This is a genomic window from Candidatus Protochlamydia sp. W-9, assembly GCF_001950615.1.
GTDB lineage: Bacteria > Chlamydiota > Chlamydiia > Chlamydiales > Parachlamydiaceae > Protochlamydia > Protochlamydia amoebophila.
Map to the genome: position 1 here is coordinate 1 of NZ_BCPZ01000105.1, position 15,348 is coordinate 15,348.

Consider the following 15,348-nt stretch of genomic DNA (forward strand, 5'->3'; position numbering starts at 1 on the left):
AAATTAGTTATACAAAAGCAGAAATTAATTTAGCCATATGTAAGGTATACATGGGCCATATTGCGAATCTTTTAATCAGAAAAAAATATATGTAATTAAAAACTTTAATTCACAAGTTCACTGTCTTAATTGCTTCATAAGTTTTTAGCGAAAAAATAATAAAATTTAGTCGATGCTAAAAATTTTTAATTCAGTCAGCATCAACTTCTACTTTTAAAAAAACATTTTTTAGGAAAACTCTAAAAGAAATTATTAAAAATATTCCCTATTTATTGAGGAGTAATGCGCGACCGACCTGAAGCACTGACGATAACATAAACAGGTTGTCCAATGTAAAAATTATCGTTAGGTCCCTGGACAACAGTTAATAAATCCCCATTGTCCAATTCCACAGCATATTCTAAACCTGTTTGTTGTTTAGCTCTTTTTTCAATTAGAGACCCGGCAACAGCACCCGCAACTGCCCCAAATGCTGTCGGAAGCAAATGTCCTCTACCCGCAGCATTTCCAATGATTCCTCCAGTTACGCCTCCTCCAGCTATACCAAGTCCATTTTCATCCAATTGTGCATTTTGATTGACGGTCACAGCTCTTACACTTCTAATCTTTCCCATATATGTTATTGAAGCTTCACCGACTTGTCTAACTGAATAAACATCAGAAGAAATATCCCTTGTGCATGAACTAAGCAAACATACACTTATTCCTAGCAGCAAAATCTTATTTAATTTTTTCATTATTAACCCTCTTTAATTAAACCTTGAAATTACTTGTTTTAATGTCCTATAAAAAAAGTTAGAAATAATTATTTTAAGCATTTTGGAAATCTCCCACAAGAAATAAACTTTAAACACTTCTAATGTCTGACATTTATTTAAAAAGGCAAAAAGAATAAAAAATGGTTGAGTTTATAGTATCAGACAAAATTCAAGAAATAATTGTGGAATGAAATAGCTCTTTCAAAACAAGTATCAAATATGTTTAGGTGGCCATTCCGTTTCTTTATCTTTCGGTGTCTCACAATCGGAGCAAGGTTGAACTATTTGATTAATCATAAAAATTCATATTAAAAATTTATTTAGTAAAAAAAAAGCACAGACTGCAAACAGTCTGTGCAATGAAATATACAATTCACGAGCTTAATTAATCCGCAAAATTGAATTCCAATTCTTGCTCTTGCTCGCTATCTACGAACATTTTAACTCGTTTATGGCGATCAAAACCTGTTCCACCAGGAATAATGTGTCCCATGATGACATTTTCTTTAAAGCCAACTAAATAGTCTGTTTTACCCGCACAGGCAGCTTCTGTTAAGACACGTGTTGTATCTTGGAATGAAGCAGCTGAAATAAAGGATTCCGTACTCAAAGAAGCTTTAGTTATACCAAGTAGAACTGGTGTTGCTTGAGCAGCCTTACCACCTTCTTGACTAACTTTTTGGTTTTCAACTTCGAATTCTTTCTTATCAACTTCTTCGCCATATAAGAGACTTGTGTCACCTGGATCAATGACGCGAACTTTCTTCAACATTTGGCGTACAATAATTTCAATATGTTTATCATTGATGTCTACCCCTTGTAGGCGATAAACTTCTTGTACTTGGTTAACCAAATACTTTTGAAGTTCACGAACACCACAAATATCAAGAATTTCATGAGGGATAACTAATCCATCTGTTAATTGTTGGCCTTTAACAACATGGTCACCACGTTGGATAATTAAGTGCTTAGTATGCGAGATAAGATGCTCCTCTTCCATTCCTGTCATTTCATCGCGAACAACGACAATACGTTTGTTTTTCTGAACACCTCGGAAGTCCACAACCCCATCAATTTTAGCAATTTCTGCTGAATCTTTAGGTTTACGTGCTTCGAATAACTCCGCCACACGTGGAAGCCCCCCAGTAATGTCTTTTGTCTTAATAGCACTTCTTGGAAGACGTGCAAGCATCTTACCAGCTGTAGCAAATTCACCTTCTTCAACTGAAATGATTGCTCCGGCAGGTAAGGGATATGTACCTACAAGATCTTCGCAAGCCTGATCAGCATAAATTGCAACCTGAGGATGTAACTCACCACGATGTTGTTTTACGATCAATTCTGCCTGACCTGTTTGTTTATTTACGTCACGTTCAGTAGAAAGTCCTTCTACCAAATCTTCATAACGAACATAACCTGGGCGATCGCAAATAATTGGAATATTATGTTGTTCCCACTCCGCAACACGAGTACCCGGTTTAACTTTTGTTCCCTCTTCAAGAAGAATCTTTGTTCCGAGTTCTACGTTAAATGCTTGCAAAGGTTCGATCGATTTCGTCGATAGTAGCTTCTTATATTCATCTAAGGTACGCCCTTCATCTTTAACAATATTAAGTCTACCATTTTTATTTAAAGCAACCCAATTCCCCTCATCAGTTTTTACAGTACGCAAATCTGTATAAACAAGTATACCATTATCATCTGCAACAATCTCTGGAGTTAAACCAGCAGATGCAATACCACCCAAGTGGAAGGTACGCATTGTTAACTGTGTTCCTGGTTCACCTATTGACTGAGCTGCAATAATACCAACAGCTTCACCCATGCTTATTGAACGGCTATTAGCTAAATTAATTCCATAACACTTTGCACAGACACCTCGTCTTGTTTCACATGTCAACACAGAACGAATTCGAATACTTTCAATTCCTGAGTCGTCGATAGCTTCAGCTTGAAGAACAGTTAATGTGTTTCCACTCTTAGCAAGCAATTTCGTGCTATCACCTGGTTGATAAATATCTTCACAAACGGTACGTCCAAAAATACGGTCTTTCAAAGGTAGTAACTCTTCTTGACCTTGCTTAATCGCTGAAACATCAATTCCATTTAATGTTCCACAATCATCTTCTGTAATGATTACATCTTGAGCCACATCGACTAAACGGCGAGTCAAATAGCCTGAGTCAGCTGTTTTAAGCGCTGTATCTGCCAGTCCTTTACGAGCACCATGAGACGAAATAGAAAACTCAATCACCGATAGCCCTTCTCTAAAGTTAGAAGTGATCGGCGATTCAATAATGTCGCCAGATGGCTTTGCCATCAAGCCTCGAAGAGCTCCAAGCTGTCTGATCTGCGATTTATTACCACGAGCACCAGAATCCATCATTAAGTAGAGTGGGTTCATAGTGCTATCTTTAACTTCACTAATCAGCTTAAATAATTCTTCTGAAAGAACATCTGAAACCTCTGTCCAAATACTAATTGTTTTAGAGTAACGTTCCCCTTCAGTTATGATACCGTCTTCGTACTGTTTTCTAACTACAGCAACGCGTTCATGAGCATCATGTAAGATTTTTTGCTTAATTGTCGGAATTTTTACATCGCAAACGCCCATTGAAAGAGCTGATTTAGTCGCTTCCGCAAAGCCTATGCTTTTTAGATTATCTAGAAAACGAACCGTTGCCTCGAGCCCTGCCTTTTTATAGCACTGCATAACGAGTTCACCCATTTTCTTTTTAGGTAAACTATAGTTTTGGAAACCTAGTTCTTTCGGAACAATCGTGTTGAAAACGACACGTCCAGGTGTTGTCTCAATAATCCCATTTTCTGTTCGTAATTTAATTTTTTCATGAATACGAATTCCTCTTGAGTAATCGGAACGATTTTCTCCATTCGGACTTTTGCTTCCTTCTTCATACCAGTTATAACTACCACTTGCTTGTAGAGCCAGCAGTACTTCTTCGCTATCTCGAAAAACTCGTGTTTTTAACCCATGATTTTCTCGAATATAAAGAGGATCTAGCATTAAATAGTACAAACCGAGTGTCATATCCTGAGAAGGAACGGCAACAGGCTTACCTGAAGATGGTAAGAAAATATTATCAGGTGCCATCATTAACAATTTTGCTTCCAACTGTGCTTCAATAGAAAGAGGAACATAAACGGCCATTTGGTCACCGTCAAAGTCTGCGTTAAATGCCGAACAAACAAGCGGATGAATGCGAATCGCTTTACCTTCAATCAAAACCGGTTCAAAAGCTTGAATACCTAAACGGTGAAGCGTTGGCGCGCGGTTTAATAATACTGGATGACCTTTAATGATATCTTCTAACACATCCCAAACCTCTGGAGCATGCCTTTGAATCATTTTTTTTGCTGAACGAATCGTATAAACGTACCCTTGATCTTTAAGTCTCTTTACAATGAAGGGTTCAAACAATTCAAGAGCCATTAATTTAGGTAATCCACACTGATTGAACTTCAATTCTGGACCAACAATAATAACCGATCGGCCTGAATAATCCACTCGTTTACCAAGTAAGTTCTGACGGAAACGTCCTTGCTTTCCTTTTAACATTTCAGATAATGACTTTAAGGGGCGATTACCAGCTCCCATAACCGGATGTCCATGACGACCGTTATCAAACAAAGCATCCACAGCTTCTTGTAACATACGTTTTTCATTGCGTACGATTACATCAGGTGTTTTAAGCTTTAAAATAGCTTTTAAACGGTTGTTCCGGTTAATCACACGGCGATAAAGATCATTTAAATCAGACGTAGCAAAGCGACCACCATCCAGAGGAACCAAAGGACGTAAATCAGGTGGAATCACAGGAACACACGACATGATCATCCATTCAGGCTTGTTATCCGAAGAAACAAAACTTTCAATAATTTTCAAACGCTTCGCCAACTTCATTCTAGCTTGCTGCGATTTAGTTTTACGAAGTTTGTCTTTTAATTCTACCAATTGAGTTTGTAGATCTTCGCTCGCTAAGAGGTCACGAATGGCTTCGCCACCCATTTTTGCCACAAAGCTATCGCGCCCCCATTTTTCTTGTGCTTCACGATATTCAGTGTCGTTTAATAGCTGCTTTCTTTCTAAATCCGTTTGGCCTGGATTGATGACAACATACTCTTCATAATAAATCACCCGTTCAAGATCGGCGGATGTCATTCCGAGAACATTACCAATACGAGAAGGCATTGTTTTAAAAAACCAAATATGAACAACTGGAACGGCTAAATCAATGTGAGCCATTCGTTCACGACGAACTTTGGATAAAGTAACTTCCACACCACAACGATCGCAAACAATTCCTTTGTGTTTAATTTTTTTGTATTTTCCGCAAGCACATTCCCAGTCACGTGTGGGTCCAAAGATTTTTTCGCAAAAAAGACCACCTTTTTCAGGTTTAAATGTTCGGTAGTTAATCGTTTCAGGTTTTTTAATCTCTCCGCGGGACCACTCATTACGTATGACATCGTCAGAGGCAATTTTAATGGTCAATTTATCAAATTGTCCATCTTGCTGATTTCTTTCAGACATGTATGTCTCCTAACAAATTAGTTTAAATTTTTAAGCAGATCAAAATAGATACTTTTTCAGATAAGAAGAAACACCTAATGGCATTTCTTCTTTTTCGGTACTAGTAACAAATCATCTATTTAATCAAGAGTCATCAACGGCTTCTGTATAGACATTTAAGCCAAGCCCTTGCATTTCTTTAATCAATACGTTAAAAGATTCCGGTGTTCCTGATTTAAGCAGGTTTTCCCCTTTCACGATTGATTCATAAATACGTGTACGACCAGCTACATCGTCAGATTTAACAGTTAGCATTTCTTGTAAGAGATGAGCGGCTCCATAAGCCTCGGCTGCCCAAACTTCCATCTCTCCAAAACGTTGACCACCCATTTGAGCTTTACCACCCAATGGTTGCTGAGTCACAAGTGAATAAGGCCCAACTGCACGAGCGTGGATCTTATCAGCTACTAAGTGGCTCAACTTCAACATATAAATGTAACCTACCACAACGCTATTATCAAAGCGTTCACCAGAGCATCCATCATAAAGGAAAAACTTACCATCTTCTGGAAGACCCGCCTTTTTCATCATTTCCCAAATTTTTTCTTCTGGGAAGCCTTCAAATACAGGGCTTTTTACTGTTATTCCAGTATGCTTAGCAGCAATTCCTAAGTGAGTTTCAAACAACTGTCCCATGTTCATACGTGAAGGTACGCCCAAAGGATTAAGAATAATTTCAATTGTCTGCCCAGTTGAAAGAAATGGCATGTCAGCTTCTGGAACAATTTTGGAGACGACCCCTTTATTTCCATGGCGACCAGCCATTTTATCACCAACTTGTAACTTACGCTTAGAAGCTACGTAGACTTTGACTTGACGAATGACACCCGGATCTAAATCTGTATCTCCTTTACGCATAAACTCTAACTGAGTTTTATACTGTGTTTCCACGGTTTGCAGAGCAATTTCATAATCGTGTAAAATTTGTCGTAACGTTGTATAGATGTCATTTTCAGGCATCAATAGATCTTCTACACTCTCTTTTTCCAAAGCTTCAATGAGATCTTGTGTGATTAAATCTCCTTCATCGACAATAATTTCCGCTGTTCGACGATGAACAATATTACCTGGAGCTGTTTCATTCAGAAGAAGAGCTCCTACTCGTTCATGTTTTTCCGTACGAAGCTGAGCTTGATTAGATTTATATTCACGCTGAATATCTTTCAATTTTGAAGCTTCTTCAACAAGTTCATCATCAGTCTTAGATAGTCTATCTCTTCTACTAAAGACTTTAACATCCATAACAACCCCTTCTGTTCCAGGAGGAGCAATCAAAGATGCATCTTTAACATCAGAAGCTTTATCACCAAAAATCGCGCGTAGTAAACGCTCTTCTGGGGCTAATTCTGTTTCGGATTTTGGGGTAATTTTACCAACTAATGTATCACCAGGCTTTACTTCTGCTCCAATACGAATAATTCCATCGTCATTTAAGTTCCTTAATGTTTCCTCTGATACATTTGGAATATCGCGTGTAATTTCTTCTTTTCCAAGTTTTGTATCACGCGCCGTTAATTCAAATTCTTCAATGTAAAGAGAAGTATAATAATCTTCGCGAAGAAGCTTTTCAGAAATGATGATCGCATCTTCATAGTTGTAACCAAACCAAGGCATGAAGGCAACTAAGACATTACGTCCAAGCGCCACTTCCCCTTTATCTGTTGCTGGTCCATCTGCAATCACATCTCCGGCTTTTATTTTATCACCCACATGGCAGAGAGGGCGTTGATTGATACAAGTACCTGCGTTAGAACGAATAAACTTTTTAAGCAAATAAGTTCTTTTTTCTAATCGATTGTCATCAGGAGAAATAACAATTTTTAAACCATCAACATAATCAACAACTCCGTCCTCATGGGCAATTAAAACAGCTCCTGAGTCACGTGCTGCCCTAGCCTCCAATCCAGTACCTACAATTGGAGCAGTAGGTTTGAGAAGAGGAACCCCCTGGCGTTGCATGTTTGATCCCATCAATGCACGGTTCGCATCGTCGTGCTCAAGAAATGGAATCAATCCGGTAACAATCGAAACAAGCTGCTTCGGCGACACGTCCATATGTGTAACATTTTTCGTATCTGTTTCAAATTGCTCACCTTTATAACGAGCCCAACAGATGGGTTCAGCAAACATATGATATTCATCCAGCGGAGCAGAAGCCTGCGCAATCACGCACTGTTCTTCTTGATCGGCTGTCATGTATTCGATCTCATCTGTTACAACCCCCTCACGAACAATTCTATAAGGTGTTTCAATAAATCCAAATTCATTAATCTTAGCAAATGATGAAAGAGAAGAGATCAAACCAATGTTTGGTCCTTCAGGTGTTTCGATTGGGCAAATACGTCCATAATGACTTGTATGAACGTCTCGCACTTCAAATCCAGCACGATCTCTATTTAAACCACCAGGTCCAAGAGATGAAAGCCTTCGTTTATGAGTTAACTCTGCAATTGGATTTGTTTGATCCATAAATTGTGAAAGTTGTGAACGGCCAAAAAAGTCTTTTAAAACTCCTGACAACCCTTTTGCGGAAACAATTTTACCAGGAGTTAATGTATCTGATGAAAAGTCAAAAAGATTCATTCTTTCCCGAATAATTTTCTCCATTCGTGCCAAACCAATGCGGCATTGATTTTGAATGAGTTCTCCAACGGAGCGAACACGACGATTGCCCAAATGATCGATATCATCGATTGAGGCTTCTTCACTACCACTTTTTAACATGATCAAATATTTCAGAGCTCCAATCACATCTTCTTTATCTAAGGTGACCGTCTGTAACTTCTCATCATTAATTTCACAACCTAATTTGCTGTTGAGCTTGTAACGACCAACACGTCCGAGATTATAACGCTTTGGATCAAAGAAGAGACGCATAATTGCTGAACGGGCATTAGATAAAGTTGCTGGCTCACCCGGACGAATTTTACGATAAAAATCTTTTAAAGCGGATTCGTAAGAATCTGTTGGATCTTTTGCAAGCATTTTAATAACAGGGCTTGTTTCATCCGCATCTTCTGCAATACGAATGACATCAATCCCAGCATCCACAATACGTTTAAGCATAGCTGTCGTTAATTTTTCAGAAGCTTTACCAAATACCAGTCCTGATTCTTCATCGACAACATCTTGAGCTAGAATTTTACCAACAAGTTTAGCAAACTCTTTCTCGTTTTTAATTTTATACTTACGAGTTGTGAAAAACTCTTCAATAATATCACTGTTAGAAGAATAACCTAAAGCACGAATAAAAGTTGTCGCAAGGATTTTGCGACGTCGTTTTTTACGATCGATGTAGATGTGAATTAAGTCATTTGTATCGAAAGCTCCTTCTAGCCAGCTTCCTCGGTAAGGGATGATACGAAATGAGTAAATCACATTCCCACGAGAATGGCGTTCTTGTTCAAAGCATATTCCTGGAGATCTATGAAGTTGAGAAACAACAACACGCTCTGCACCATTAACAATAAATGTTCCTTTATCAGTCATCACAGGAATTGTTCCCATGTAGACTTCCTCTTCTTTAATTCCCGTTTCATCTGTTAGACGAAACTTTACTTTCAAAGTGACATTATAAGTGATTCCCCGGCGAATACATTCTTCAGGATTATACTTAGGCACTCCTAAGTTATATGATAAAAATTCTAAAATAGTTTTCTCGTCATAAGACTTAATTGGAAAAATTTCGGTAAAAACTTCTTGTAAGCCAATATTTTCCCTTTCATCAGGAAATTTATCGGCTTGAAGAAATTGGTTGTATGATTTGATCTGAATTTCTATCAGATTTGGAAGATCGATAATTTCTTCCTTATCATTAAAACTCTCGCGATGTGGCGGCCTTTGCAACATTATGAAGGACTCCTACTATGGCTTTACTTGAGACGAATAGATATAATTGACTCGATATTTTTCTAAATAGCTGTTTGCTTGATCCATTAAAATACCGATGTTTGTGAACTTTTACTATTTTTGACAACTTAAGTTGAAAAATTTACTTTGATTAAGCGCTTTTTTAGCCTTTCATCAAGTTTATTAGCAAAAAATCACATGTTAATAAAACTCAGAATTTTGAATTTTGAGTGTGCGATTGATAAACCAATCGAACTGTCAAAAACCAAAAGACCTTTTCTGCCCTGCAAAAATTAACAAACAGTGCTCATAAAAAAACAAAAAATAACTGGAAAAAATATGAATAGAATTAGATTGTAATTCGTTTACTAGCATCTATTAGAATCCTAATAGTTATGGTATCTTAATTAAAAAATAAATATTAAAATAGCACAAGACCAAGTGCAAGAGTTTTAATTTTGCACTTGGTTCACATTAACTAAAATAGTCAGAGGATTAAAGCCCTTTTAAAGTGACTTTTCCACCAGCTGTTTCAATTTTCTTTTTAATGTCTTCAGCTTCTGCTTTTGGAGCTGTAGGCTTCAATTCTTTAGGTGCTGCTTCTACTAAGTCTTTTGCTTCTTTCAAACCAAGACCTGTAATTTCACGCACAACTTTAATGATTCCAATTTTCTTATCAGCTGGAGCTTCAGTTAAAGTGACTTGGAAATCTGTAGATTCAACTGCAGCAGCAGCAGGAGCACCAGCAGCAGGAGCTGCTACTGCGACAGGAGCTGCGGCTTTAACACCCCATTTATCTTCGAGTAGAGTCTTGAGTTCAGCCATTTCCAAAACGGTCAATTCACTTAGTGCATCGACTAGTTCTTCTGTTTTTTTCTTACTCACGGTATTTACCTCTTAATTTTCTATAACTTCTGTTAATAATTCTAGTGGAATGGATTAACCTTAGGCTTCACTTGCGCTATTTTCTGGTTCCTCGCTTCCTTGCTTGCTTTTATTATCCAAACAGTATGCAACGCTTGCAAGGAGGGCTTCAACAACGGCCAAGGTTTGAGCCATTGGAGCTTCCAGAGTACTGAGGAATTGAGCTCGCATTTCGTCTTTGCTTGGCAACTTCGAAAGTTTTTCAACATCATCACCGCTATAAATCTGACCATCAAAACGTCCACCGAGGACTTGGATGATTTTTTCACGCTCTTGACTGAATTTAAAAACTGTTTTTGTTGCTTCAATCGGATCTTCTCCTAAAAACACCAAACCAATATGGCCATTTAAAGAAGAAACGTCTAGTTCGAGTCCAGCATCTTTAACAGCTTTAAGCAAAACACGTTTACGCACGACTTCAACATCACCACCAATTCTTCCCAGTTGGCGACGAAAATCATTTGCTTGGTTAGCTGTTAATCCAGCATATTGCATAATGACAAAAGCAGGATAACGCTGAATCTTATCAATAATCTCTTGTTTAAGGAGTTGTTTTTCCTCTCTCATAAGTTTATGACTCCTTAGCTGCTAAATCAGATTCGCGTAGGTCAATTTTAAGGCCAGGCCCCATTGTAGAGGAAATGGCTAGCGATCTCATATAGTGACCTTTAGCAGAAGCAGGCTTAGCACGCTGAATAGCAATCAAAAACGCGCGAATATTTTCTTCAAGCTTATTAGACTCAAAGGAAACTTTTCCTACTCCATTATTAATGACACCATGACGATCTAGCTTAAACTCAATTTTTCCTGCTTTAAGCTCTTGAATCGCTTTAGCAATATCTGTTGTCACTGTTCCTGCTTTTGGAGTGGGCATTAAACCCCGGGGTCCGAGAACCTTACCTAACTTACCCACTTCTCGCATCATGTCAGGTGTTGCAACAACAGCATCAAAATCTGTCCAACCCCCGTTAACTTTTTCTAGAAGTTCATCATGACCTGCGTAATCGGCACCCGCTTCCAAAGCTTCTTTAACTTTGTCACCTTTCGCGAAAACGAGAATTTTCATCGTTTTACCCGTTCCATTCGGTAATGAAACAGTTCCGCGAACACTTTGGTCCGATCTACGAGGGTCAACACCGAGTTTTAAAGAAACTTCTACTGTCTGATCAAATTTGACAGGAGGACATTTCTTTAAAATATCGATAGCTTCTCTAATCGTGTATGCTTTCGCCGCATCCAGCGATTTAGCTATCTCCCGAATTCTTTTACTTGGACGACCCATATATTATTCTCTACTCTTTTATGAGATCAATTCCCATGGAACGAGCTGTTCCCAAAACAATATTAGTTGCCATTTCCAAATCTGCAGCGTTCATATCCTGAATTTTTTCTTCAGCAATTTTGCGCGCTTCTGAACGTGTAATTTTTGCAACTTTATCTCGGTTTGGAACGCCTGAACCTTTCGCTATTCCTTTTGCTTTTTTAAGCAATTCGGCAACAGGGGGCTTTTTAGTTATAAATGAAAACGACTTATCATGATACACAGTGATGAGTGTCGGAAGTACATCCCCCGCCATCGCTTGTGTTTTCGCATTAAATTCCTTACAAAAAGCCATAATGTTTACACCCGCTGCTCCCAATGCTGGTCCGATTGGAGGAGCTGGATTGGCTTTCCCTGCAGGAATCTGCAGCTTGATCACCTTAACAACTTTTTTTGACATATTGTCCTCTATACGTTTTATCTAATGGTAAAACCTGGTTTCTGATTTGCACTTAGATAGAGGCACTCAGTGCAATCTGTTCTCAGATTTTATCCAGTTTCTTTTCCGTTCAAACGAAAGGAAATGAAGTATACAAAAAACGACCAGAAAATTCTAGCGTTTTTTTAGTTTTATTGATTTTTTGTTAAAATTTCAAAAAACAATAACCTTAAATCTAAATTTAAAATTAATTGATTTCAGCATCATCAGAAATTTCTTCAACTTGAACAAATTCTAAATCATCTACTCGAGTATCACGGCCAAATATTGATACCAAGACACTTAAACGACCTTTATCATGAAATACTTCAGTTACTGTTCCAATAAAATTAACAAAAACACCGTCGGTAATTTTAACACGATCACCAACTTCAAATTTATGTTTTTGAGTAATTTTGCGTTTTTTATCTTCTAGATCTTTTAAAATTTCACCCACTTCGAAATCTGTCAGAGGCGTTGGTTTATCTCCACCTAGAAAATCAATAACACCATTAGTATTTTTTACATATTGCCAAGATTCGTCACTAAGATTCATTTTGATGAGCAAATAACCAGGCCACAAACGTTTTTCAACAACATGTTGCTGACCTTTTTTAACTTCTGACACATTTTCAGTTGGAAGCAAAATCTGCTCGATTTCACCTGACATCCCTTTTAATTCGAGATGCTCTTCCAACGCTTTTTTGACTTTTTTTTCGTGCGTGGATAGCACTTGCACAACATACCATTTATACATGTATCACCTAATACCTATCCGATTTCTGTACTTGCTCATGATTTTATGAACTTCAAGTCATTACCCACTAATTAAGCGGAGCAAAAGATTTAATCCACCGAGCGTACCTTGAATCATCAAATCTAATAAGTAGATAGACATTCCAAATAAAAAGGTCGCTAAAACAACAATTTTTGTATAAACAATCAACTCGTCGCGACTTGTCCAGTTAATTTTGTAAATTTCACTTTTTACATCGGCGACAAAATTACGCGCCTTTTTAACCGTAAAAGAGCTTTCTACGGCTTTTTCCACAGTCGGCGATACTTGCGTTTTTTTCATTTCCATAGTTTTTATTTCCGAACCCACGTTTATACCTCTCTTGCCTTCGTCAAATTCAAATGACTTTTTAGCACCTTTTTAACTTGTGGCAACTTAAGTTGATCAATTAGAAGCTTGTTGATTTGAAAAAACACTATTAGACTTTTCTTGAGCTTTGCTTGTTTGTAAAAAATCACACTTTTTGACTGCTTTATCGTTTTAATAACGATTGATTTTTTCAAAAAAAATTAATCACAAAAATATCTATTTACAACGAGTGCGGAGGGATTCGAACCCCCGACCGACGGCTTTGGAGACCGTTGCTCTACCAACTGAGCTACACACCCAAAAAACATTATTAAAAAGGGTAGAGAAAACTCTACCCTTATCTCTTTACCAAAAATTGATTATTTAAGGATTTCGGAAACGGTTCCCGCACCAATTGTACGACCACCTTCACGAATCGCAAAACGCATCCCTTTTTCCATCGCGATTGGAGCAATCAATTTCACTGTAATTTCTACGTTATCGCCAGGCATAACCATTTCTACACCAGCTGGAAGCTCAATTGTTCCAGTTACGTCTGTAGTACGGAAATATAACTGAGGACGATATCCTGAGAAAAATGGTTTATGACGTCCACCTTCTTCTTTTGTTAATACGTAAACTGGACCTTTAAATTCTGTATGCGGAGTACAAGTTCCAGGAGCAACGAGGCACATTCCACGCTCAATATCAGTCTTAGTCAAACCTCTTAACAGGATACCAACGTTTTCTCCTGCGCGAGCTTCTTCCAAAATTTTATTAAACATTTCAAGACCAGTGGCCACTGTATCTCGTGTGTCTCCAAGACCAATGAGTTGCAATTTGTCATTGATCTTAACAACACCACGCTCTACACGACCTGTCGCCACAGTACCTCGACCAGAAATAGAAAAGACGTCTTCAACAGGCATTAAGAAAGGCTTATCTGTCTCACGTTGAGGTGTTGGAACAGCTTCATCAACAATTTTCATCAATTGTTTAATACTTTCAACGTATTTTGGATCTCCTTCCAATGCACGTAAAGCTGAACCTCGAATAATTGGAGAATTGTGGTAACCTTTAGATTCGAGCAATTCATGTAGTTCCATCTCAACGAGATCGAGAAGTTCTGAATCGCTTTCACCGAGCATGTCCACTTTGTTAAGGAATACAACAATAGCAGGAACTTGCATTTGGCGAGCTAACAAAATGTGTTCGCGCGTTTGAGGCATTGCTCCGTCTGTAGCAGCAACAACGAGGATTGCTCCATCCATCTGAGCAGCACCGGTAATCATGTTCTTTACATAGTCGGCGTGACCTGGGCAATCTACGTGTGCATAGTGACGTGCATCTGTTTCGTATTCAACGTGGCTTGAGTTAATAGTGATACCACGTGCTTTTTCCTCAGGCGTATTATCAATAGAAGCATAATCTCTAAATTTCGCTCCACCCGCTTCAGCGAGCACCTTTGTGATAGCGGCTGTTAACGTGGTTTTCCCGTGGTCGACGTGACCAATTGTTCCAACGTTGACGTGTGGCTTCTTCCTCTGAAAAGTTTCTTTAGCCATTTTAATTCCTCCGTTAAGCTCCAGTAAATGGATATATCTTGTTTATTAATGTTAAGTCTGCCCAGAATAGGAATTGAACCTACGACCTTTTGCTTACCATGCAAATGCTCTACCACTGAGCTATCTGGGCAAGCTAATCTTGCAAAAGCGCTTTCTACCCATGATTAAAAATTTAATAAGCGTAGAGAGTCAGCTAAAAAAAATCAACACTCTTTGTGTTAATCTATCGCTAGCGCTGTCGAAAAATAATTCTTGCCTTGCTTAAGTCATAAGGCGACATCTCTACAGTAACAACATCTCCGACTAGAACACGTATGTTTTTCATACGCATTTTCCCACAAAGATGTGCGATCACATTTAATCCATTTTGAAGAGAAACTCGAAAATGCATATTAGGGAGCAATTCTTCGACGCTTCCTTCAATCTTAATTGTATCTTCTTTAGCCATGTTGCCGCTTGTAATAAAACCTAAAAAACAAGAAGAAGTTCTTCTTTTCATAAAATTGAAAAGACAAATCTTCGAAATAGTGACTAATAAATTAGCATTTTATAGATAAAAGTCAAGCCAAAAAATCAAGAAAATTTATTTTGGATCAATCTTCTTATCCATAAAAAAACATACCAATTTTTTTTCTTATTTTAGACTTGTAAGGATTTAATTACAAAAGATTTAATAAATAAAATTTATTTTAATTATTCTTAAAATTAATTTTGAGATTTTTATTAGTTAATTAATTGTATATGTTTAATTAAAATTAAAAATAATACTATAATTAATTATTATAAAGTAAATTTAATAATTAACAAACTACAAGAAAAGGATTATAAAGTATGAATT

Annotated in this window: 11 protein-coding genes and 2 tRNA genes; all 13 read right to left on the reverse strand. The window is 37.7% G+C overall.

Annotated features, from left to right (window positions below; genetic code table 11):
- Positions 1-269 precede the first annotated feature (269 nt).
- Positions 270-737 carry an outer membrane lipoprotein gene (locus BU804_RS02840; protein WP_075882900.1) on the reverse strand — a complete coding sequence of 156 codons (468 nt, stop codon included), beginning with the start codon at positions 735-737 and terminating at the stop codon, positions 270-272.
- A gap of 406 nt (positions 738-1,143) precedes the next feature.
- A complete protein-coding gene (gene rpoC, locus BU804_RS02845; RefSeq protein WP_075882901.1) occupies positions 1,144-5,310 on the reverse strand; it encodes a DNA-directed RNA polymerase subunit beta' in 4,167 nt (1,388 codons plus the stop codon).
- A 123-nt stretch (positions 5,311-5,433) separates the two neighbouring features.
- Complete coding sequence (gene rpoB / locus BU804_RS02850) at positions 5,434-9,198, reverse strand: DNA-directed RNA polymerase subunit beta (RefSeq protein WP_011175154.1); 3,765 nt, start codon at positions 9,196-9,198, stop codon at positions 5,434-5,436.
- A gap of 495 nt (positions 9,199-9,693) precedes the next feature.
- Positions 9,694-10,083 (reverse strand): 50S ribosomal protein L7/L12, encoded by a 390-nt coding sequence (rplL, locus tag BU804_RS02855; protein WP_075882902.1) that lies wholly within the window; start codon positions 10,081-10,083, stop codon positions 9,694-9,696.
- Between the two features lie 60 nt (positions 10,084-10,143).
- Positions 10,144-10,689 (reverse strand): 50S ribosomal protein L10, encoded by a 546-nt coding sequence (gene rplJ / locus BU804_RS02860; RefSeq protein WP_075882903.1) that lies wholly within the window; start codon positions 10,687-10,689, stop codon positions 10,144-10,146.
- 4 nt (positions 10,690-10,693) lie between these two features.
- Positions 10,694-11,404 carry a 50S ribosomal protein L1 gene (gene rplA, locus BU804_RS02865; RefSeq protein WP_011175151.1) on the reverse strand — a complete coding sequence of 237 codons (711 nt, stop codon included), beginning with the start codon at positions 11,402-11,404 and terminating at the stop codon, positions 10,694-10,696.
- Positions 11,405-11,414: 10 nt separating this feature from the next.
- Complete coding sequence (gene rplK / locus BU804_RS02870) at positions 11,415-11,843, reverse strand: 50S ribosomal protein L11 (protein WP_011175150.1); 429 nt, start codon at positions 11,841-11,843, stop codon at positions 11,415-11,417.
- A gap of 226 nt (positions 11,844-12,069) precedes the next feature.
- The gene (gene nusG, locus BU804_RS02875; RefSeq protein ID WP_075882904.1) at positions 12,070-12,618 is read right to left on the reverse strand and encodes a transcription termination/antitermination protein NusG; all 549 of its coding nucleotides are present in this window, start codon (positions 12,616-12,618) and stop codon (positions 12,070-12,072) included.
- A gap of 60 nt (positions 12,619-12,678) precedes the next feature.
- The gene (gene secE / locus BU804_RS02880) at positions 12,679-12,966 is read right to left on the reverse strand and encodes a preprotein translocase subunit SecE (protein ID WP_011175147.1); all 288 of its coding nucleotides are present in this window, start codon (positions 12,964-12,966) and stop codon (positions 12,679-12,681) included.
- Between the two features lie 226 nt (positions 12,967-13,192).
- A tRNA-Trp gene (locus BU804_RS02885) sits at positions 13,193-13,265 on the reverse strand.
- 60 nt (positions 13,266-13,325) lie between these two features.
- The gene (gene tuf / locus BU804_RS02890; RefSeq protein ID WP_011175145.1) at positions 13,326-14,510 is read right to left on the reverse strand and encodes an elongation factor Tu; all 1,185 of its coding nucleotides are present in this window, start codon (positions 14,508-14,510) and stop codon (positions 13,326-13,328) included.
- Between the two features lie 58 nt (positions 14,511-14,568).
- Positions 14,569-14,640 (reverse strand) — tRNA-Thr (locus BU804_RS02895).
- Positions 14,641-14,739: 99 nt separating this feature from the next.
- Positions 14,740-14,958, reverse strand: coding sequence for a translation initiation factor IF-1 (gene infA, locus BU804_RS02900; protein ID WP_039357243.1), 219 nt, complete (start codon positions 14,956-14,958; stop codon positions 14,740-14,742).
- Positions 14,959-15,348 lie beyond the last annotated feature (390 nt).